The organism is Olivibacter sp. SA151, assembly GCF_054130995.1.
In genome coordinates this window covers 4761478-4784964 of sequence record NZ_CP096391.1, presented here as the reverse complement: position 1 = coordinate 4784964, position 23487 = coordinate 4761478, and the positions used below count along the sequence as shown (strand labels likewise).

11 protein-coding genes are annotated in these 23487 nt (G+C 43.4%); all 11 read left to right on the top strand.

Annotated features, from left to right (window positions below; translation table 11 throughout):
* The first annotated feature begins 115 nt into the window (after window positions 1-115).
* On the top strand, window positions 116-3652 hold the full coding sequence (locus M1D52_RS19580; protein WP_437393210.1) for a malectin domain-containing carbohydrate-binding protein: 3537 nt from the start codon (window positions 116-118) through the stop codon (window positions 3650-3652).
* Between the two features lie 282 nt (window positions 3653-3934).
* Window positions 3935-4606: a DUF3826 domain-containing protein gene (locus M1D52_RS19575; RefSeq protein WP_437393211.1), complete on the top strand. Its 672-nt coding sequence runs from the start codon at window positions 3935-3937 to the stop codon at window positions 4604-4606.
* A gap of 50 nt (window positions 4607-4656) precedes the next feature.
* Window positions 4657-8073: a SusC/RagA family TonB-linked outer membrane protein gene (locus M1D52_RS19570; protein WP_437364234.1), complete on the top strand. Its 3417-nt coding sequence runs from the start codon at window positions 4657-4659 to the stop codon at window positions 8071-8073.
* 20 nt (window positions 8074-8093) lie between these two features.
* Window positions 8094-10052 carry a RagB/SusD family nutrient uptake outer membrane protein gene (locus tag M1D52_RS19565; protein WP_437393212.1) on the top strand — a complete coding sequence of 653 codons (1959 nt, stop codon included), beginning with the start codon at window positions 8094-8096 and terminating at the stop codon, window positions 10050-10052.
* A gap of 41 nt (window positions 10053-10093) precedes the next feature.
* Window positions 10094-10489 (top strand): hypothetical protein, encoded by a 396-nt coding sequence (locus M1D52_RS19560; RefSeq protein WP_289553572.1) that lies wholly within the window; start codon window positions 10094-10096, stop codon window positions 10487-10489.
* 397 nt (window positions 10490-10886) lie between these two features.
* Entirely contained in the window at window positions 10887-12548 is a 1662-nt protein-coding gene (locus M1D52_RS19555; protein WP_437393213.1) for a polysaccharide lyase, read from the top strand.
* Between the two features lie 58 nt (window positions 12549-12606).
* Window positions 12607-15714: a DUF6298 domain-containing protein gene (locus M1D52_RS19550; protein ID WP_437393214.1), complete on the top strand. Its 3108-nt coding sequence runs from the start codon at window positions 12607-12609 to the stop codon at window positions 15712-15714.
* Window positions 15715-15727: 13 nt separating this feature from the next.
* Entirely contained in the window at window positions 15728-17125 is a 1398-nt protein-coding gene (locus M1D52_RS19545; protein ID WP_437393215.1) for a glycoside hydrolase family 140 protein, read from the top strand.
* A 92-nt stretch (window positions 17126-17217) separates the two neighbouring features.
* Window positions 17218-18183, top strand: coding sequence for a glycoside hydrolase family 43 protein (locus tag M1D52_RS19540; RefSeq protein WP_437393216.1), 966 nt, complete (start codon window positions 17218-17220; stop codon window positions 18181-18183).
* A 374-nt stretch (window positions 18184-18557) separates the two neighbouring features.
* Window positions 18558-20411 carry an exo-alpha-sialidase gene (locus M1D52_RS19535; RefSeq protein ID WP_437393217.1) on the top strand — a complete coding sequence of 618 codons (1854 nt, stop codon included), beginning with the start codon at window positions 18558-18560 and terminating at the stop codon, window positions 20409-20411.
* Between the two features lie 300 nt (window positions 20412-20711).
* Entirely contained in the window at window positions 20712-23486 is a 2775-nt protein-coding gene (locus tag M1D52_RS19530) for a glycoside hydrolase family 2 TIM barrel-domain containing protein (protein WP_437393218.1), read from the top strand.
* The last annotated feature ends 1 nt before the right edge of the window (window position 23487 follow it).

Genomic DNA, 23487 nt, shown 5'->3' with positions numbered 1-23487 from the left:
ATTGTTGGTGCAATGTTGGTGAAGACCGTCACAGGCTTAGCGATCTAAGCCTGCCGACGTGTCTCTTTGCAAAGAACCAATGTAGAGTTCGCCAAATCATGAAACGATTTTAACAATGCAAAAGATTAGACTGGGACTTTTCTGGATAGGTATATGCTTTAACTTATATGCGCTTGCGCAAGAGCCGCGTAAGCAGTATGACTTAACGGATAATTGGGTGAGTACCATGCATGAAACCGATTCGTTGGCCTTTAGCGGCTTTGAAAAAGACGGATATAACTCGGTAGATTGGCTTTCTGTGCAGGTGCCACATAATTGGGATACTTATGCCGGCTATCGCCGACTACTTCATGGCAATACACATGGTTATGCTTGGTATAGAAAAAAGTTTCGAGTTGAAAACGAAGGTAAGGATAAGCGTTATTTTCTTTATTTTGAGGGCGTGGGAGCTTACGCAACGGTATGGTTAAATGGTAAGAAAATAGGATATCACGCAGGTGGCCGCACTACCTTTACATTAGACATCACAGACGCAGTGCGATTTGACAAAGATAATATTCTTGCTGTAAGAGCAGACCATCCGGCTGCTATACGGGATTTGCCATGGGTATGTGGTGGCTGCTCGGAAGAACGTGGTTTCTCCGAGGGCTCGCAACCTTTAGGAATCTTTAGGCCGGTGCATTTATATGTGACAGATCCCGTTCGCATTGAACCTTTTGGTGTGCATATATGGAATGATACCACCGTTACTTCCAAATACGCGAAGCTGTTTTTAAACACGAGCTTTAAAAATTATGGTGTGGAAGCAAAAAACGCAGTGATTATGCAACAGATAAAAGATCAGGGAGGAAATGTAATTGCAGAAGAGCGTCAACAAAGAACAATTGCCGGTGAGAGCACCGAAGAAATCCGGCAACAACTTGAGCTGAAGAACTTCGTCCGTCTATGGTCGCCCAAAGATCCTTATCTCTATACGATTACCTCACAAATAAGTATCGATGGTAAAGTTGTGGATCAGGTGGAAACACCTTATGGCATTCGCTGGATAAGCTGGCCAATAGATCGAAAAGGAAGTGATAAACGTTTTCTTATTAATGGTAAGCCTTTTTTTATTAATGGAATAGCTGAGTATGAACACATGTTGGGGGGAAGTCATGCTTTCAGCAATGAACAAATAGATGCCCGTGTTAATCAAATCCTAGCGGGAGGCTTCAATGCTTTTCGGGACGCGCACCAACCACATAATCTGCGTTATCAGGAACACTGGGATCGTTTGGGGATACTGAGTTGGACCCAAATGGCGGCACATATCTGGTTTAACAACGATTCATTTAAGGCGAATTTTAAAAAGTTACTCACCGACTGGGTTATCGAGCGGAGAAATAGTCCGTCTGTAATTTTGTGGGGCCTGGAAAACGAAAGTACATTACCGGAAGCCTTTGCTCGGGAATGTACCGAACTGATCCGGAATTTAGACCCTACTACCTCTTCGCAAAGAAAGGTAACTACCTGTAACGGTGGAAGTGGAACGGATTGGGATGTGCCCCAAAATTGGACCGGAACTTATGGTGGTGATCCCGAGGTGTACGACCAAGATTTAAAAAGGCAAATTTTAGTAGGGGAATATGGTGCCTGGCGTACCATCGACTTTCATGCCGAAAAACCGTTTACGAAAACGAGCGCCAATACAGAAGACCGAATGCGTGAGTTAATGGAAACCAAAGTAAGACTTGCCGATAAGGTGAAGGACAGTGTTGCGGGTCATTTCTTTTGGCTATTCAATTCCCACGATAATCCCGGTAGAGTGCAGGGAGGCGAAGGAATCCGAGAGCTAGATCGTATTGGCCCCGTAAACTACAAAGGGCTCTTCACGCCCTGGGATGAACCTACAGATGCTTATTATATGTATCGGGCAAACTTTGTAGATCCGCGAAAGTCGCCGATGGTCTATATTGTTTCGCATACCTGGCCCAATCGTTGGGAAAGTCCCGGAGAAAAAAATGACATCACTGTTTATTCGAATTGTGACGAAGTTGAACTTTTTAATGATGTGAACGGATCGTCACTAGGAAGAAAGAAAAGGGAGGGAATGGGCAAGCCATTTGTGTGGAATAAGGTGCCGATTATGTTTAATGTATTGCATGCAAAGGCTTATGTAAAAGATAAAGTAGTTGCGGAAGATCTCATTGTTTTACAGGGCTTACCGCAAGCGCCCGCCTTTAATCGCTTGTATACAGATGATGAAAAAGTAAAAGACACGAACGGGTACAAATATATTTACCGAGTAAACTGCGGGGGACCAAGGTATGTAGACCAACAAGGACATGTTTGGGAAGCTGACCGCCCATTAACGGCTGATGACAGTTGGGGATCTTCTTCCTGGACCAACGGTTTTGATAATTTGCCTACAACTTTTGCAAGTCAGCGGCGTACTTTTGACCCCATAAAAGGGACCCGCAATTGGTCGCTTCTGCAAACCTTTCGATACGGGAAAGACAAATTGGGTTTTCAATTTCCCGTGCCGGACGGGGATTACCTAGTGGAGCTGTATTTTATCGAACCTTGGTTTGGCACCAGAGGAGGGATGGATTGCAAAGGATGGCGTTTATTCGATATCGCCATCAATGGTGCTATTGTGGATAGCAACGTTGATATATGGAACGAAGTAGGGCATGACCAGGTATTGAAGAGAACGTATGCTGCAAAAGCAAAGAACGGACGCATTGTCATTCACTTTCCAAGGGTAGCAGCTGGCCAGGCGTTGGTTTCAGCTATCGCCATCGCTGCGAAGAAAAAAATAAAAGCAGCTGCACCTTCACCACTTCTTATTCAGCAAGCAAGATTTGATTCTGATTCCGTAGATTTGTCGCCATCAACTTGGCTTGACATCGGAGACGAAGTCTTTTCCGGAAAAACCGACTATTTTACGGTAATTCCGCCAGCGCTATTTGGCGCTACCTGGCTGCGCTTTCCTGCCAATCTGACGGGCCAACAAAAGTCGCTTTCCTTTAATGTATCGAAGGATGTTGACGTATATGTTCTGCTACCAAACGATAACCGTAACGTTTACAATAGCTTAGCGGATTATGAAGATACACAAATGAAAATAGCAAGCGGAGGACCTACCCCGTCAATCTGGAAAATCTACCGAAAACGTTTTAAGGAGAATAGCTTTGTGCATCTTTCGTTTGGAAAAAATAATCCGCCATTAGCGTCCGTAATGGTTGTACCGGTAAGTAAGCTCCAATCAGCGCATGATCTGAAGACGTCAATAACCTATAAGCCTAGCACCGCAACGCGTTCCCGTGGAACAACAGCTATCCGTTATTTGGAAAAGGAGGCGATCAAACTTCCTGCGAACGGACCCGCTCAGATTGATTGGACGATCAAGACGGGCGTAGCCGATACCTATAGTATCACCTTGAGGTATGCCAACAACCTAAAGCAGCCCATAAAGGGGAAATTGACGCTACGAACGTTAGATGGGAGCCTATTGCACGAAGAAAATACGCTTTTTACCCCTTCACGTGCTGGGAAGTGGAGTTATTCATACAGCAATACCGCTACCATGATCAATGCAGGGCAGTATGTTGTAACGCTGACACTGCCTCAATCGAACGGTTTAGTTATTTCAAATCTTGACATTCAATAACGAGTACATTTTGATGCTTTTATTAAGTCCTTTTTTCCGCAATCGATTCCGATGATTTTGGATCTCAAGCTATGCTAACATCCTATAATAAGTAGATAATAATCGCTAAAAAATTACACAGGTAAGCGTTGATATTTGCATTACTAACCATAAGGAAATAGTACAAATTATAGATCTGTTCCACAAAATTAACAGTAAAAGGGAGAGTGAATAATTTTTTCCTTGTATAAAAAATGTCATAATAACACTACTGTTTTTTGGACTTTAACCAAATATATTACCATGAATGATTCTAAAAAATGTCTCAGAATATGCTCGGTTATCATGCTGTTCTTGGTGATCCTATTGCCAAAGCTGTATGCTTTTGAACAAGACGACTATACCCAAGTTATTACCAAAAGAGCACAGAAGATTGTTGACAAACTTAATTTAAATGACGCGAAACGTTTGGCGGTTCGGACGATTATTGTACGGCAATATCGCGATTTAAATACGATTCATACTGAATTGGAACAGAAAGAGCAATCCTATAAGGCAAGTTTAGCGAAAGAAGATGCTAAACTGCAATCAGAGAAAGCTTACGAGATTGCCCAAGCAAAACTAGTCAAACTTCACGGAAAGTACCTGAAGCGTTTGGGGAAGGAGCTCAATGAAGAACAGATTGAGCAGGTAAAAAATGAGATGACCTATAATGTGTTACCGATTACCTATAATGGCTATCTTGATATGCTTCCCAGTTTAACGGAAACGCAAAAAGCACAGATTCTCAGCTATCTTACCGAAGCAAGGGAAAAGGCAATGGATGCAGGTTCATCAGAAGCCAAGCATGCTTGGTTTGGTAAATACAAGGGGAAAATCAATAACTATTTATCAAAGGAAGGCGTGGAGACCAAGATTGCCAGACAAGTATGGGAGAAAAAACTAAAAGAAAAACAACAGAGCCAACGAAATTAGGTTTAAACTGATTTCGCCTTAAACTAACCGAAAATACATAACCAAACCTTATGAACGTACTATTAAAAAAAACAGTTATTGCCGCGAGCAAATTTGTTTTGTGGGCGCTGGTAGGTTGTAGCATCTTAACTATATCAAAATCGTGGGGTGCATCAACAGCAAAGACGTCTAAGGTCGCAAATAGCGCGACGGCAGCACGGATCAACATTCAGGGAACCGTAAAAAATGAAAAGGGAGAGCCTCTTCCCGGTGTAAGCATCAAGTTAAAGGGGAGCAAAACCACCAGCACGACTGACCAGAACGGTGTTTTTCGAATGAACTTACCCACAGGGAATGAAGTTTTGATTTTCAGTTATGTGGGATACAAATCGAAGGAAGTGGCGTTGGGTGGCCAGCGTTCAATCGAAGTCATTCTACAGGAAGATAATAGCGCATTAGATGAAGTAGTTGTAGTAGGGTACGGTTCGCAGCGAGCTAAAGATGTGACCGGGGCGATCGTTTCAGTGGACGTTAAGAAACTTGCTGATATACCCGTTGCCTCAGTTTCTGAATCACTAAGAGGGCAGGTTCCCGGATTGAATGTTACGGGAGGTAGTACCCGACCCGGAGCCATGGCTACCTTAAGTGTCCGGCAACAATTTAATTGGGGCAAAGATGGCGGAAATGACTATCCATTGATCATCATTGACGATGTGATTCAGGTGGATCCGCAAAATGGCAAGCCTTCTATGGAACGGTTCAATATGCTCGATGTTTCAGAAATTGAAAGTATAACGGTATTAAAAGACGCCAGCGCTGCCATCTATGGCTCCCGTGCATCCCAAGGGGCCATTGTTGTAAAGACAAAAAGAGGCCAAGTGGGCGCGCCGCGGATTTCCTATAGCGCTAAGTTTCAAACAAACGATGCCGTAAGCCATGAGAAAGTAATGAACGCTCGGCAATATGGGGAATTTGCCAATAAGTTTGGCAGGGCGCTCGGTTGGAACGACAATTATTTCTATTCAGCGGCAGAACTGTCGCAAATGGAATCACTGAATTACGATTGGTTAGCGAACGACTGGCGGGCTGCCCATACCATGCAGCACTCATTGGACGTTAGCGGAGGTTCTGAAAAAGCAACCTATTATACAGGTGCTTCTTACTATACACAGGGTGCCAATCTGGGATCGCAGGACTTTAATAGGTGGACTTTCAGGGCGGGTACCGAAGTGAAGGTAGCAAGTGACCTGCGCTTGAGCGCTACGATAGCTGCGGCTAATACCAATTTGGAGCGCTCCTTTACAAAGATCAATTTTAGCGACGGATATGCTGTCGGTGGTGAACAGAATGATTATAGCGTATTACTGCATATGCCTAAATACATTCCGTGGATGTATAATATAAACGGCGTCGACCAGTATGTCTCTCCTGCGTTAGGGCCCAATAAATTGGGAAATGTATCGGGCAATAATTCCCTAAGCAATTGGAACTATTATGATATGTTGAATAATGGTTCCAAGACCACCAATAAGGATTTTAACTATAATGCCAATTTCTCTTTGCAATACGATGTGCCTTTCCTAAAAGGACTCTCGTTCAAATTTAATTATGGAATTATTCAAGCGTCAGGCAATACAGAGCAGGTTCAGATGCCGCTATTGTTAGCACGGGCTCGTAACATTAATACGGCAGATAACCATTTATATTCCAACACCACACAATGGGATGATCCAGTACTTAATCGGGCCAATTCCCGCGTTACTTATGACAACACAACTTCCAAGAACGAACAGCTGAACTTCTTTGCCAACTATAACCAAAAATTTGGCGACCATGATATTGGTGCCATGTTCAGCGTTGAAAAAACAACCGCCGGATGGGAAGACCGGTACCAGATTTACGATAACCCAACGAGAGGAGTATATAACGGGACTTCTATATCTGCCGGAACCTTAAACACGTCTAACAGCATCACCTATCGTACAGAAAGTGGAACACTTTCTTATTTGGGACGTGTTAATTATAGCTATAAGAGCCGATATCTTTTACAATTTGTATTTCGTACCGATGCTTCCACAAAGTTTGCACCCGAGAATTACTGGGGCTTCTTCCCTGGCGTTTCTGCAGGTTGGGTCGTATCGGATGAGAATTGGTTCACAGAACATGTTGCCTGGATGAATTATTTGAAGGTGCGCGCTTCTGTCGGGATTACCGGAAATAACAATGTAAATCCATGGAAATGGACTCGGTTATATACAGCAGCGACCGATAAAGGAATGGCCTTTGGAAGTAACGGTGGAATGTATACGACCGGTATAACACCGGATGCTGACCCTAATCGGGACCTTCGTTGGGACCGCACCGTGCAGCGCAATTTCGGCTTAGACATGTCTTTTTTGAAGTCACAACTTAGCATGTCTCTTGATGGTTATTACAATACGACTACCGACATGTTAACGGATATGTCCGGAGCTATCGGAGTACCTATCTCTGTGGGAGGGGCCTTTGCTGAACAGAACTACGCAGGTGTAAAGGCTTGGGGAACCGAAGTATCGGTTACCTGGAAGAGCCATGTCAATGAGGTGAACTACTCCGTAGGTATGAACTTCGGTTTAGGTAATTACAAGACCACGCGATACTTCGATCAACCATTTGATTATCCCTCTGAAATGACTACGCGGCGCGCCGTGGGTAATACCGGATATGGCAATCCTGTTTGGGGATATAAAACATGGAAGCACACATCCGGGGGCGACGGTATGTTACGTACCGATGCAGACATTGATGCCTATTGGAACTATTTGACGGAAAATGCGAATAATTCGGGTATTGAAGGGGCTGAACCTAATTTTATGGGTATTACCGATAAATCGCAGATGAGAAAGGGAATGCTGGTGTATGAGGATGTTCGAGGTGCATTGGATGAAAGTACACAGACCTACGGCGGTCCAAATGGCGTCATAGAAAAGGATTCCGGACAAGATTGGGAAATTCTGAAAAAGTCAAACATGACTTATGGCATCACCACCAATTTGACTGCGGGATGGAAAGGTATTTCGTTTCAAGCCCAAATTTCAACCTCCTGGGGAGGAGCCAACTACTTGGATTATGTCAAGCAAGGTACCAGCAGCACAAACGCGTTGTGGTCGCAGTCCATTTATCTGACCGATATGTACGATCCGGAAACGAATCCGAATGGTAAATATCCCAATATTGCCTATTACGATGATTTCGGTGGAACAAATTCCGACTTCTTCTTGCTTCCTACATTTAGAATGTTTGTCCGTAATTTGAGCATCGGCTATACCCTGCCAAAGAAGTGGCTGACAAAGGCAAAGGTAGATAATGTACGGATTTTTCTTTCGGGAAACAATCTTTGGGATTTATATAACCCCTACCCGAACAAATACCGTAATATGTATGATTCACCGGGCTTGGGTTATCCAACATTACGAACTTGGTCTTTGGGTATAAATTTAGGCTTATAACACACCATTATTTGATCATCATGAACAAGAAGATATTGATTTTTGCAATGACCGTACTTACAATAGTCGGATGCAAGAAAGATTTTTTGGAGGAAATGAAAAGTTACGATAAATACGACGACAGTATTTTTGAGAACGAACTCCAAACAGGTTGGTATATCGACCGGATGTATAACTATTATTTTGTGAGTTACCGAAACCCGCTACAGCAGGTAGTTGGATTGTATAAAGACGATCGGTCAAGAATGACAGAAGAAATAGGAGGCACGGTGGGCGACTATATCAATCCGACTAAGACTTTACAATTAGCCTCACAAGCCGACGGCTATTATGGTAACTCGGTAACGGCCAGTGTACAGAATAATCCCTACACTCGCATACGATTTGCAAACTTCCTGATCGGCAGAATCGACCAGTCGGGGCAAGGACTGTCAGACTCCTTTAAAAGATCCGCCAAAGGACAGATGTATTTCTTAAGGGCCCTACAGTACTTCGATCTTGTTAGGGTTTATGGAGGTGTACCTTTGGTAACTACTGTCCAAGAAAATAGTGCTACTGATGAAACCATTCGAGAGCCAAGAGCTACCTCGTCGGCATGTTTTGAGCAAATCGTGAAGGACTTGGATTCGGCGGCCGCACTGTTGCCGATGCGATGGGACGGCGAAGCAAACAACTATGGGCGACTTACCGCAGCAGGTGCACTGGCTATGAAAAGTCGTGTTCTATTGACGGCTGCCAGCCCATTGTTTAATAAAGATTGGGATAACCCGGCTAATGAACGTTGGCAAAAGGCCTTGGAAGCCAGCCTGGATGCAGAAACAAAATTGACCGGCGCAGGCTATGGATTATTTGGTTCAAATGCAAAGGATTGGGCGGAAATGACCTTTAGAAATGACAATTCGTTTAATCCGGAGGCATTGATGGTTTTTTTACTATCAAATACTTCCACCGGTTCCGCGGGCTATAATAACGGATGGGAAAATCAGGTTCGTCCAGCTTCTTATCGGGGAGGTGGAGGTCTGGCTGCGCCAAAAGAGATGCTCGATCTTTTTCCAATGGCCGATGGTTCGCGCCCTAATGCCGACAATTATGTAGACACCTTCTTCTTTGTCAATAGAGATCCTCGGTTTTATCGAACATTCGCTTTCTCCGGATCAAAATGGGGAATTAAGGGTAACGAAAATAAATCGACCTGGTTCTATAGATGGAAAGACAATGAAACATCTACCAAGGTGACCTATTATGCGAATGACCAAACCAATAGCCCTGCACTAGTTCGCAAAATGTCCGATCCTGCGGCAGATAGCACCGGCTTTGCTTTTTCCGGTACGGATATCTTTGAGTATCGTTATGCGGAGCTGTTGCTTAATATAGCAGAATGTTATGCTGCTCGAGGAGAGATTGGAAACGCGGTGAACTACCTGACCAAAATTCGTCAACGGGTTGGTATTCCCTCGGCGAATAATTACGGAATAGGCATGCCGACCTCTAAATACGCTGCTTTGGAGGCATGTTTATACGAACGAAGGGTAGAACTGGCTTATGAAGGAAAGCGCTTTTGGGATATACAACGTTGGATGCTTTATGATAATATCCAGGAAAGTGGCAATTCGGTACAGAAGCTAGGCTTGAGCCCGATAAATGGTACGAAACGTACAGGCTATTACTGGCAATCAAAAACCTTTGGTAGGGATCCGCTGACCAATGCCGATAGAAACATCCTGATTGATCCTGATGCTGCGAACTTTAATGAAGAAATCGCCAAGCTAAAGGCAATTTATCAAAACTACTTTGTGATGACACCATTAGACCAAGAATGGGATCGCGTAAACAATGTACCGGTTACCATCCTATTCCGTCCCAACTATTACCTATCCGGGCTTTCGGCAACGGTGTTGAGTAACAACTCCTGGCTGGCGCAGACAAAAGGCTGGTTGGATTATTCCGGGGCTAGTGGTACTTATGACTATCAGCAATAAGCTGTAATTGAATGTTATGTTTAACCTTTTATTAAATAAATATGAAAAAGCAACAAATGGTGAGAGGGTTGGTAATATTTAGCTTTATTTTACTCGCTAGTTTTAAGAGTAGTTATGCGCAGAATGTAGAGATTCCTATTATTTTGCCCTACACAGGTAATTTCAACAATTGGATTATTACATTTACAAGTGGCAGTGACACTTATACTTTCGAAACAAATGATGACACCTTTGATTCGGGTATTTTAGGTACCCTACCTAAGGGTACTTATACGATTAATTTTAACAGTCCCTACTTTAGTTCTGAGAACTTTGATATTTTGGTTTACGATGGATCAGATCTCACCGGACATGGTATAACCTCGTTTACAGATCTAACCTTATACAATGTTGTTATTGGTGATGAACCGCTTATTCAAATAGATGCCGGTTATTAAAATGCATCAAAACGACTGATAATAAGTTTCTTCTTTTTTGTAATACATTAGTTTAATTTTTGGTGATACGCGGCACAATCTTAATGATTGTGTCGCTTTTTTGTTTTTAGATGATAGACGGCGAAATGAGCATAGGATATTGACTAGATCTATTAGCAGAATAGTAGCGTTATCTGCCGATTTTTAAAGCCTTGATTGCAATAACAACTAAATAATTGAAAAATGTCCTTCTCTATGTAATAAATTCGTGAAAGATAATATTGTATAATATCGCGTCAATATACTATAGAATATTTCGTGTCATCTTGACGATATTTGATACTATATATTTAACCAAGGTTCCTTACTTTCGGGTAGGGTAAACAAAAGCTAACCTTTAAGTAAATGCTATAAACTAATGAAGAAGTTTTTTTTAGTGCTACCCTTTTTTATTGGGATCGTTGCAACAACATATGCCCAATATCCAAAAATACCACAAGATGTCAAGCGGAAGAGTGACTCGATGATGAAGGCCGCAGCATGGCAGTCTGAAATTGCTTGGCAAAAAGCCCTGCCTATTATTGAAGAAGAAGCAAAAAACGGGAAACCCTATGTGCCTTGGGCATCGAAGGCCATTGATTTGCCACAGGCCGATATTCCGGCATTTCCCGGTGCTGAGGGGGGCGGAGCCTATTCTTTTGGTGGTCGCGGTGGAAAAGTAATTGTAGTTACGAGCTTAGCAGACAGTGGCCCCGGTACATTGCGGGAGGCTTGCGAACAAGGTGGGGCGCGTATCGTCGTATTTAATGTTGCAGGAATTATTCGTTTAAAAACACCTTTGATTATTCGCGCTCCGTATATCACCATCGCAGGTCAATCTGCGCCAGGAGACGGGGTTTGTGTCGCCGGGGAGTCTGTTTGGATTAATACGCATGATGTAATTATCCGTTTTATGCGTTTCCGCAGAGGCGAAACATGGGTTGGACGAAGAGACGATGCCATTGGCGGCAATCCGATTGGCAATATTATGGTTGACCATGTTTCAGCAAGTTGGGGATTGGATGAAAACATGTCAATGTATCGCCACATGTATAATGATAGTACCGGGAAAGCGATGGAGGAAAAGCTTGGAACCGTAAATATTACCATTCAAAACTCAATTTTCTCAGAAGCTTTAGACACCTGGAACCATGCTTTTGGTAGTACCCTAGGTGGCGAAAATTGTACGTTTATGCGGAATTTATGGGCAGATAATGCAGGTCGGAACCCTTCTATCGGTTGGAACGGTGTTTTTAATTTTGCTAATAATGTAGTATTCAACTGGGTGCATCGTTCGACGGACGGAGGTGATTATAAAGCCATGTATAATATTATCAATAATTATTACAAGCCCGGTCCACTCACACCGAAGGACTCACCGGTGGGCTATCGCATCATTAAACCGGAATCGGGTAGAAGCAAATTGCCTTACGTGGTATTCGGTAGATTGCATGTCGCCGGAAATATTGTTGAAGGGAATGAACGGGTTACCAAAGATAATTGGGATGGTGGCGTACAAATCGAGGGGAAAGATGGAAATGAAATGAGCTTGGAAACTGCCAAGACTTATTTTGCCAAAATGAAATATGATAAACCCCTTCCGATGGCTAAAATCAGCATTCTGCCTACTAAAGAAGCTTATAATTATGTGCTTGACAATGTCGGCGCAACACTTCCAAAAAGAGATCCGGTTGATACACGCGTTATTGAACAGGTAAGAACAGGAAAGATAAACTATATAAAAGATGTAAAATTGCCTGAAACGCAATTTGAACATCGTCGATTGCCAATTGACTCCTATAAACAAGGTATTATTACCGATATTAGTCAGGTAGGCGGCTATCCTGAGTACAAAGGTACACCTTATAAGGATAGTGATAAGGATGGGATGCCGGATGAGTGGGAAAAAAAGAATGGTTTAAATCCCAATGATCCAAGTGACGCATCGAAATATGCGGACAATGGCTATACGAATATTGAGAATTATTTGAATAGCCTGGTGGATGTAAAGACGGTGAAGCCGGTTTTAGCAAAGAATTAAGATTATCGCTGGTTGCGATTGGTTTAATATGGTTTATTGTGGTTTTAGTAGTTGGTTAGTGTGGTCCCTTACCTTTGCGCTCTGCTTAGGTAAGGGTAACACGCTTTATGCCCAAGACGCACTCGATTCGCCGTTGAAATGGGAAAGCAATCAATTGGTATATATGCCAGATAGTCTGGGCAATCGTATTCCTGATTTTTCCTACAGTGGTTATAAAGGAGGAGAGGAAGCGATCCCTTTGGTAGAAGCAAAGGCCTTGGTTAAACATCAAACGTCCGATGCAACGGCTACTATCCAGTCGGCCATAAACTACGTTGCTCAATTGCCGCTTGATCAAAATGGATTTCGAGGTGCTATATTGCTTGAAAAAGGTACTTATCAAATTGATGGCAGTTTGGTGATTCCCGCTTCGGGCATCGTCTTACGTGGCAGTGGCGCAATGAAGAATGGAACCGCATTGATCGGCACCGGTACAAGTCGGGAAACCTTGATCCGAATTGTCGGAGTAATGGATAGTACGCAAAGCCATACACAGAAAATTAAAACGAAATATGTACCCGTGAATGCCATGGCATTCGAGGTGACAAATAGTAAATCTCTTAAACCGGGCGATGGAATCACCATTCATAGGCGCTCGTCAGCGGCTTGGATTAAAACCCTAGGGACCGATCATTTTGGAGGTGGTATTACATCCTTGGGATGGAAACCTGGGCAGCGGGATATCTATTGGGACCGGAAGATTACAAAAATTGAAGGAAACAAAGTTTATATTGATGCGCCTATTACGACGGCGCTGGATCATCGCTATGATACAGCAGCAGTTAGTGTCTATCAATGGAAGGGACGAATTGGGCAAATCGGTATTGAAAATATAAGTTTGGAGTCGAGCTTTGAAGCTTCCAATCCTAAAGATGAAGATCACCGATGGACGGCCATAACAATGGAAAACGTAGAGGATGCTTGGGTTCGGCAAGTCAATTTTAAACATTTTGCAGGCTCAGCAGTTTATGTAGCAGAAACAGGTAAACGGATAACCGTAGAGGATTGTAAATCGACAGACCCTATATCAGAGATCGGCGGGCAGCGTAGAAATACTTTTTTTACCAATGGGCAACAAACCCTATTTCAACGCCTCTATGCAGAATATGGTTATCACGATTATGCAGTAGGCTTCATGGCGGCAGGGCCTAATGCCTTTGTGCAATGCCAAGCAGTACAACCTTTCAGTTTTAGCGGAGCGGTTGATAGTTGGTCATCTGGGAACTTGTTCGATTGTATAAATATTGATGGCCAAGCGCTGCGTTTTTCCAATTTGGAACAGGACGGGAATGGAGCCGGCTGGGCGGCCGCGAATAGCGTGTTTTGGCAATGTTCGGCTGCTCGCGTAGAATGTTATCAACCTCCAACGGCCCAAAATTGGGCTTTTGGAACTTGGGCACAATTTGTGGGGAATGCTTATTGGGAACAATCTAATGAGCATATTAAACCCTACAGTTTGTATTATGCGCAGTTAAGTCAACGGTTGGATGATCGTGCTGTCGGACGAGCAATTTTAATGCCCGAAGAAACGGAGGCATCCAGCAGCCCCTCGGTAGAAGTTGCCGAGGAGTTAACCCAATTAGCTGGCAAGCCCAAACTGACATTGAGTCAATTTATTGATCAAGCTAGTGAACGCACCTCTATATCTTTAAAGTCCAAAGAAGCCAAGCTGATTATTGCGGTTTCACCGAAAGCCGAAAATTCAATTACTTCATCGCCGTCGACTATACATATAGAAAATGGTTGGCTTGTAGGTAAAAAAGGTGTACTAACCGGAAAGCGGCAGGATGTGCAATGGTGGAACGGCAGTGCACGGCGCTACGCGCTGGAAAAAGCCCGCCCACATATCACCCGTTTTGTTCCCGGACAGGTAGGAAATGGCCTGACGGATAATTTAAAGGACGTTGTCGACACCTTGAAGAATCAGCAGGTTGTTGCGTTTGAACATAATTATGGGCTTTGGTACGATCGGAGAAGAGACGATCATGAACGTATACGTCGTATGGACGGCGATGTATGGCCTCCGTTTTACGAATTACCCTTTGCCAGAAGCGGTGAAGGACTCGCTTGGGATGGTTTAAGTAAGTATGATTTAACTAAATATAATAAGTGGTACTGGTCGAGATTAAAAACTTTCGCCAACCTCGCAGAAGCACAGGACATCTTGCTCGTTCATCAAAACTATTTCCAGCATAATATTATCGAAGCGGGCGCCCATTATGCTGATTTTCCATGGCGTACAGCAAATAATATTAACCAAACAGGTTTTCCTGAACCTCCACCCTATGCCGGCGACAAGCGGATTTTTATGGATGCCCTATTTTATGATGTTAGTAATCAACATCGGGCGGCTATCCACCGTGCCTATATCAGGCAGTGTCTAAATAATTTCAAGGAAAATAAAGGCGTACTGCAGTTAACGGGCGCAGAGTATACCGGACCGTTGCATTTCGTTCAATTTTGGCTGGATGTCATTGAGGAGTGGGAAATAGAAAACAAGCAGCAGGCGCTAATCGGGCTGAGCACTACGAAAGATGTACAGGATGCGATATTGGCCGATGCAAAGCGTAATAAAATCGTCAAGGTGATTGACATCCGATATTGGTACAAACAGGCCGATGGTAGCACTTATGAGCCCAAAGGGGGGCAGCATTTGGCACCACGACAGCAGGCCAGGTTGTTCAAACCGAAGAAAACATCCTTCGAGCAAGTTTATCAGGCTGTATCCACTTATCGGGAACAGTACCCTGATAAGGCGGTGATCTATTCGGCAAACGGCGCAGAAAGTAATGGCTGGGCGGTATTCATGGGAGGAGGTTCGTTGGCAAGCATTCCAAACTCACTACCCAGCGGCTTTTTATCCGCCGCTTCACAGATGAAGCCACAAGCAAGCGGAAAGGCGGGGATGTATATGCTGCAAGGAGAATTTGGAGAGCGAATTATTTACGCTGACGGCTTAAACGAACTGGAAGTCGATCTGCCCAACGGTAAGGGGCGATACATCGTGCTTTACCTTGATCCGGCAACTGGAAAGGTTAAGGGAAAACAACACTTACAAAGTGGTAAAAAACAACGAATTCAACTAAGAAATACTAACCAAAGCATTGTGTGGATACACCGTGCTTAACAACCGACATATTATGATGAAATTTAGCAACTATGCTTTCATATTGGCCTTTTTCTGCTTTATGAGTTGCACTAACAAACAGAAGAAAGAAGATTCTCTTCCACGTTTGAAAGTGTCTGAAAATGGGCGTTACATTGTGACGGAGGATGGTAAGCCCTTCTTTTGGCTAGGAGATACCGGCTGGTTATTATTTAGTAAGCTTACCAAAGAGGAAATCGACCGATACTTAGAAGATCGGCAAGAGAAGGGCTTTAATGTGATTCAAGTGATGCTATTGCATACGTTGAAAGCTAAAAATACGTATGGCGATTCCGCACTCATAATGGGAAATGTAGCAAATCCAGCGATTGGAGATACAACCGGGCAAGATAGCACCCAGCTAGCCTATTGGCAATTAGTGGATTACACGGTTAAAAAAGCGGCCGAAAAAAGCATATACCTGGCTTTAGTGCCGGTTTGGGGCACCAATGTAAAAGAGGGCGGCGTAAGTAGCGAGCAGGCTAAAACCTATGCTACTTTCTTGGCCGAGCGCTATGCATCGGCACCTAATATCATTTGGTTAAACGGAGGCGATTTGAAAGGAAGTGATTCAATTGAAGTTTGGAAAACGATTGGAAATACCTTAAATCAACTCGATTCTAATCACCTTATTACCTTTCATCCTCGAGGGCGCACTACTTCATCTGAATGGTTTCATCAAGAATCATGGCTTGACTTCAATATGTTCCAGTCGGGCCATCGGCGCTACGACCAAGACACCTCTGCAAATGAAACCAATCATTATGGTGAGGATAACTGGCGTTTCGTAAAAGGCGATTATCAACTAACACCTACAAAACCAACAATAGATGGCGAACCATCTTATGAGGGGATTCCGCAGGGTCTGCACGATCCGAAAGAACCGAGATGGACAGATAAAGATATACGTCGTTATGCTTACTGGTCGGTATTCTCCGGTGCTTTCGGCTTTACTTACGGTAATAATTCCATCATGCAATTCCTAAGCAAAGCCGATACATCCGCAGCCTATGGTGCAACGGTGTTATGGCAAGACGCTTTACAAGATCCGGGAGCCGGACAAATGCGTTATTTAAAGGAACTGATGTTATCAAAATCCTTTTTAGATCGCGTGCCCGACCAGTCATTATTGGCAGAAAACGGAGAACGCTATGATTACAAAGTCGCAACCCGAGGTAAAGATTATGCGTTGATCTATACTTATAATGGAGGAACTGTTAAAGTTAATCCGACAAGCTTATCAAGCGACAAACTGAAAGCCTCGTGGTTCGATCCGCGTACAGGTGTCTATACCGCAATTGGCGCGGTACAAAATACAGATGGGCAAAGCTTTGAAGCACCAGGCGGAAAGAAGGAGGGGAATGATTGGGTATTGGTTTTAGAGGCGATTTAATTGTTGGTTATTAGTTGTTCGTTATTGGTTATTCGTGTTGGTTATTGGTATTATGGAGGGGAGTAAAGGATAGCGTTTAAACCTTGAAAATTATGAATACATCACTCATCACTCATCATTCATCATTCATCGTTAATATACGTTCATCATTTAAAATCGTGCTGTTGGTGACAGTGGCAGGTTTTTTAGCCTCTTGCTCCAAAGATATATATATGTTTAGTTCTTTTCATGAGCCGGCGGATGCGGGATTACGGTTGTTGTATAGTGAAGATGCTTACCACTGGAAAGATTTGAACCATGTATTTATTAAACCTACGGTGGGTACCCAAAAGGTAATGCGTGATCCCTCCATAGTTCGAGGCCCGGATGGCCTGTTTCATTTGGTCTGGACCTGTAGCTGGAAAGGCGACAAAGGTTTCGGTTATGCAGCGTCGAAAGATTTGATCCATTGGTCGGAACAACGCTTTATACCGGTTATGGAACATGAGTCGGAAACGGTAAACGTATGGGCTCCTGAATTGTTTTATGATGATGAGGAAAAGCAGTACATCATTATATGGGCTTCCACCATTCCTTATCGTTTCGAGAAGGGCGTGGAAGAAGAGAAGAACAATCACCGAATGTACTATACCACTACAAAGGATTTTAAAAGCTTTACGAAGGCGCAGCTCTTCCTCGATCCCGGATTTAGCGTCATTGATGCTGTGATTGTCAAAAGAAAACCGAAAGATTATGTGCTGGTGCTTAAAGATAATACAAGGCCGAATCGTAATTTAAAGGTAGCTTTCGCTGAAAAAGCTTTGGGACCTTATCACGATGTTTCCCAAACCTTTTCAGGTGAAAAAACAGAAGGACCGAGTGTGGTTAAAGCAGGAGAAGATTATCTGATTTATTTCGATTCATATGGTGATAAAAAATATAAAGCCGTAAGTACAAAGGATTTTAAGCAATTTAAAGCGATCGACGACGAGGTCAGTATTCCGGAAGGGCATAAACATGGTACCATTTTCAAAGCAAGTAAAGGCGTTTTGAAGGGTTTAAAAAAGGAAGTGGAATAAGAAGAAATAATATAAACTGCTTCGTTGTACCTTCTCGCAGTGATGATACAATGTACTTCATTGCGAACCGAAGCGACTGGTTATGACAGGAGTGAAGCAATCTTAACTATATCGTTTTCAGGTGTAACGATTGCCATAAAAGAAAATTACTATCGGAAAGTTTACCTAAGAAGGTTTTGCTAGGCAGTCACTGGTCGTTAGCGATAAATCCGGCCTAGAAATATCCGGATAGAAGAGGCTAAGGAATGGCAGAAGTTTTCATAGGAGATTTCAAGCCGGGAGTTTTTGGTTACTTTTTGCGGAAAAAAGTAACACGAATTTAAAAATAAGGGCTTTGGGTATGATACCCGATAGTCATTAAAAGAATCTATAAAATGATATTCAAACTAAAAACAACAATATTAGTATTTAGCCTCTCCTATCTACTTCAAGTAGGAAAGGCAGCCGCTCAGGACACAGTAAAATACATCGGCACTACCTTATCCAATGTTGATTACCATCACGGTCAGTTAAGTCCGGCCGTTGGTGTACACAATATTCAGGTATTTAGAGCCAATAGAGAGCATCCTGAATTGGCAGGAGGACATAACTGGACCTACAATCATCAACCCATGCTTGCCTATTGGAACAATCAATTCTTTTTGGAGTTTTTGAGCGATCCCATTGGTGAGCATATTCCACCAAGTGAAAGTTTATTACAGACATCGAAAGATGGTTATCAATGGTCAGATCCCGTGGTGGTCTTCCCACCTTATAAAATACCCGATGGGTGGAAGAAGAAAGGAAATGATAAGGTTGCCAAAGATCTCTACGCCATCATGCATCAGCGCATGGGTTTTTATGTGTCAACGAGCGATCGCTTATTCGTGTTAGGCTATTACGGCGTGGCCATGGATGCAAAGGATGATCCGAATGACGGAAATGGCATCGGGCGGGTGATTCGTGAGATATACCGAGACGGTCGTTTCGGTCCAATTCATTTTATCCGTAATAATGCTTCCTGGGATAAAAAGTTATCAGCCTTTCCGTTTTATACCGAAAGTAAGGACAAAGGATTTGTGAAAGCCTGTGAAGAGCTGTTGGCACAGCCCCTGATGATGCAGCAGTGGGTAGAGGAAGCAGATCGGGACGACCCCTTGATTCCATTGAAACGCGCTATTAAGGCGTTCAATTACTACCATCTTCCAAATGGGCAGGTGGTGGGCTTATGGAAGCATGCACTGACTTCGATTAGCACCGATGGAGGTAAAACCTGGGCATATGATCCGCTGCGCGCACCGGGATTTGTGAATAGTAATGCCAAAATATGGGGACAGCGCACAGAAGATGGGCGCTATGCTACGGTGTATAATCCTTCTGAATTTAGGTGGCCACTCGCGGTTTCCACCAGTGATGATGGCATTCATTATAAAGATTTATTGCTAGTAAATGGCGAAATATCGCCCATGCGCTATGGTGGAAACTATAAATCTTATGGTCCGCAGTATGTGCGTGGAATTGTGGAAGGTAATGGTAATCCCCCGGGGCAGGCCATGTGGGTGTCTTACAGTATGAATAAGGAAGATATGTGGGTAGCCCGTGTCCCTGTTCCGATTACTTCCGAAGTCACGCAACCGATCAAAGAAGTCTTTAGCCGGATGACGGATGGTAAAGAATTAAACGATTGGAACCTTTACAGTCCACTTTGGGCATCTGTTCAGATCGAGAAGACTACTAATGGAAACAAGGTTTTGGCTTTAAGGGATAAAGACCCTTATGATTATGCAAAGGCAGAACGCGTAGTACCTGAAAGCAAAAAGTTATCGGTAAAGTTTACCTTGGTCCCACAGCAGGTTGATCACGGACTCCTCCATATAGAATGCATGGATGCAAAAGGGCAAGCCGCTGTACGTTTGATATTGGACAAGGATAGCCTCTTAAAAATCAAAGCAGGTTATCGGGATTCAAAGCTCAGTACGTATGAAAACGGGAAAGCTTTACAAATTGAGTTAAATCTGGATGTAAGCAGTCGCTCGTATACAGTTGCTGTCAATGGTGAGCAGAAAGGAACAAAAATATTTTTCGCGCCGGTAGCTAGTATTAGTCGTGTGGCCTTTCGAACGGGTGAAGTGAGGCGCTTCCCCGATGCGGATACACCAACAGACCAAGACTTTGACCTTAAAAATCCGGGAGATCCGGTGAAAGAGGCGGTTTATTATATTCAAGACTTCAGTGCTGAACGTAGGTAATGGAAATGCATGTAAAAGTTCGTGCCTATAACTGTTCAATACAGAAGATCTGGCCTCAAAAGGTTTTTATCGTTGGGTTTGTTTTCAAAGGAGATAAAACTATTCCGATAAAATCGGAATGGCCGGCAGAGGCTAAGTAGTCGAACATTCTTTGAAAGAAGCTTTTCAGCCAGGAGTTTTTGGTTACTTTTTGCGGAAACCTCGAGCCTGTAGGCGAGAAGTTTGAAGGCCTTAAAAACTGACAAATGATGAAAAAAAGTAACACGAATTAAGAGATATTAAATAGAAGTTATAAGCTTAATGATACGCAAAAAAGGTTCAATTTTTTTAGCTACCTTGTTTTTTGTTAACTTTTCTTTTGCCCAAGAAGCAAAACGCCTTTACCTATCGGGCACAGGGAAAGACAATCGAGTAAATTGGGAATTCTATTGCACAGGCGGAGCTCATGCAGGAAAATGGACTTCTATTCCCGTTCCATCCAATTGGGAGTTGGAAGGTTTTGGGAACTATAATTATGGCTTTGATAAAACCGAGCAGGTTGGGAAAGAAGAAGGTTTATATAAATATCGCTTTCCGGTTCCTAAAAAATGGAAGACGCAACATATTAACATTGTGTTTGAAGGCGTGATGACGGACGCCGAAGTGAAGGTTAATGGTCAGTTGGCTGGTCCCGTTCACCAAGGCGCTTACTACGCTTTTAAGTACGATATTTCGAAACTTTTGCATTACGGAAAAGAGAATGTGCTCGAAGTGAAGGTATCTAAACACTCCGCCAACGAATCGGTAAACGCAGCAGAGCGGAAAGGCGACTTCTGGATTTTTGGTGGTATCTTCCGTCCCGTATGGCTAGAAGTACTGCCCCAACGGCATATCGCGCGCGTTTCGATCAATGCCTTAGCAAATGGTGCCTTCGAATCCTTTGTAAAAGTTAATGGACAAGCTGACCGGATACAAGCACAAATTTATACACTGGAAGGTAAGGCCGTTGGCAATGTCATGCAGCAATCACTGGCTGGTGGTCAAGCGCAGATCAGTCTTAAAGGCCATATAGAAAAGCCTTTGTTATGGTCGGCCGAATTCCCTCATCGTTATGAAGTCGTATTTGACCTATATGATAAAAACAAATTGATCCATCGGGTTAAGCAGCGATTTGGCTTTAGAACGGTGGAAGTGAAGCAGCGGGATGGTATCTACGTCAACGGGGTAAAGATGAAATTTAAAGGAGTTAACAGACACTCCTTTTGGCCTGGCTCAGGAAGGACAACCAGTAAAGCCTTAAGTATCGAAGACGTTGAGCTGATGAAAGCCATGAATATGAATGCGGTCAGGATGTCACATTACCCACCCGACGATCATTTCCTGGAAGTCTGTGATTCGCTCGGACTTTATGTAATGGATGAATTGGCGGGATGGCACGGGCATTATGACACCTCAACAGGTACCAAGTTGCTAAAGGAGATGATGGTTCATGATGAAAATCATCCATCCATCGTGCTATGGGCCAATGGAAACGAGGGCGGCCATAACTTTGATTTAGATAGCATTTTTCTACAAGAGGACAGGCAGCAACGCCCTGTTGTACACCCTTGGCAATTATTCGGCGGGATCGAGACGCAACACTACCGAGAATATAATTATGGCATTGGGAATTACGATCATGGGAAGGATATTGTGATGCCTACTGAATTTCTCCATGGCATGTACGATGGCGGTCACGGTGCCGGATTAGAAGACTATTGGAAACATATGTGGTCAGAACCGCTTTCAGCAGGAGGGTTTTTATGGGACTTCGCCGATCAAGGCGTGGTACGAAAGGATAAAAAGGATTCCATCGATACCGATGGCAATCGTGGTGCCGACGGTATCGTGGGGCCCTATCGCGAAAAGGAGGGGAGCTTCTATGCCATTAAGGAAATATGGAGTCCTGTATTTATCGAGCGCAGGGAAATTACACCCGCCTTCGATGGTGTCTTGTCCATTGAAAATCGCTATGCCTTTACCAATCTAAACCAATGTTCCTTTACCTGGAAGTTGAAGACTTGGTCGGGCGATGGCCTAGCCACTGATTCTGTTAGTGGGACTATAACATCGCCAGATATTAAGCCATTTGAAAAAGGAACCTTACATATAACACTTCCCCAAAACTGGCGAAATTATCAGGTCTTGTATCTTACAGTCCGCGATCCTTATAAAAAAGAACTGTTTACCTGGTCGTTTCCCGTGCAAATTCCAAAGGAAGTGGCCAGCCAATTAATTAAAGAAGAGGGAACGAATAAAATAACCCATGAAGAGCGGGATAGCTTACTTCTCGTGCATATAGGAGCGCTGCGCTTGACCTTGAATAAGCAAAATGGCCAATTGTTACAGGTGACAAATGGAAAAGGAACGATCCCTTTCCATGACGGTCCCGTTCTGCAGCAAGGCATAAATAACTTTGGCAATTTTCAATTACATCAGGACGGAGCCAAACTCGTTTTTGCTTCTACGTTCGACAAAAAAACAAATTACAATACATTGGAGTGGACTTTCTTCCCTTCTGGATTGGTGAAACTTTTTGTACGTTATTTTCCGGGGGATTATTTCACCGATTATGTTGGCCTGAATTTTTCACTTCCCGAGAAGGAGATGTTGCGTGTTACTTATATGGGTAGAGGACCCTATCGCGTGTGGAAAAATAGGATGAAGGGGCAAAGTTTGGGCGTATGGGACAAAGCATATAATACGAGTGAAACGGGCGAGGCACCGTGGTTGTATCCTGAATTTAAAGGTTATCACGCGAATCTATACTGGGCGCGTATCAAGACTAAAAACCATTCCTTTAAAGTAATAACTCCCGATGAAGATATCTTTCTGCGACTGTACACACCTGCGTTTAAGGAAGACCCGTGGAAAAATTATGATCTCGTCTTCCCTTCGGGTGATATCTCCTTTATGCAAGGAATTTCAGGAATTGGGACGAAAACCCAAAAGCGGGAAAATACAGGCCCCATGGGTATGAAGAATATATTTTACGACTATGAAAAGGATCCTACACGTGCAAAAGAGTTGACCTTGTATTTTGATTTTAACGAATAAT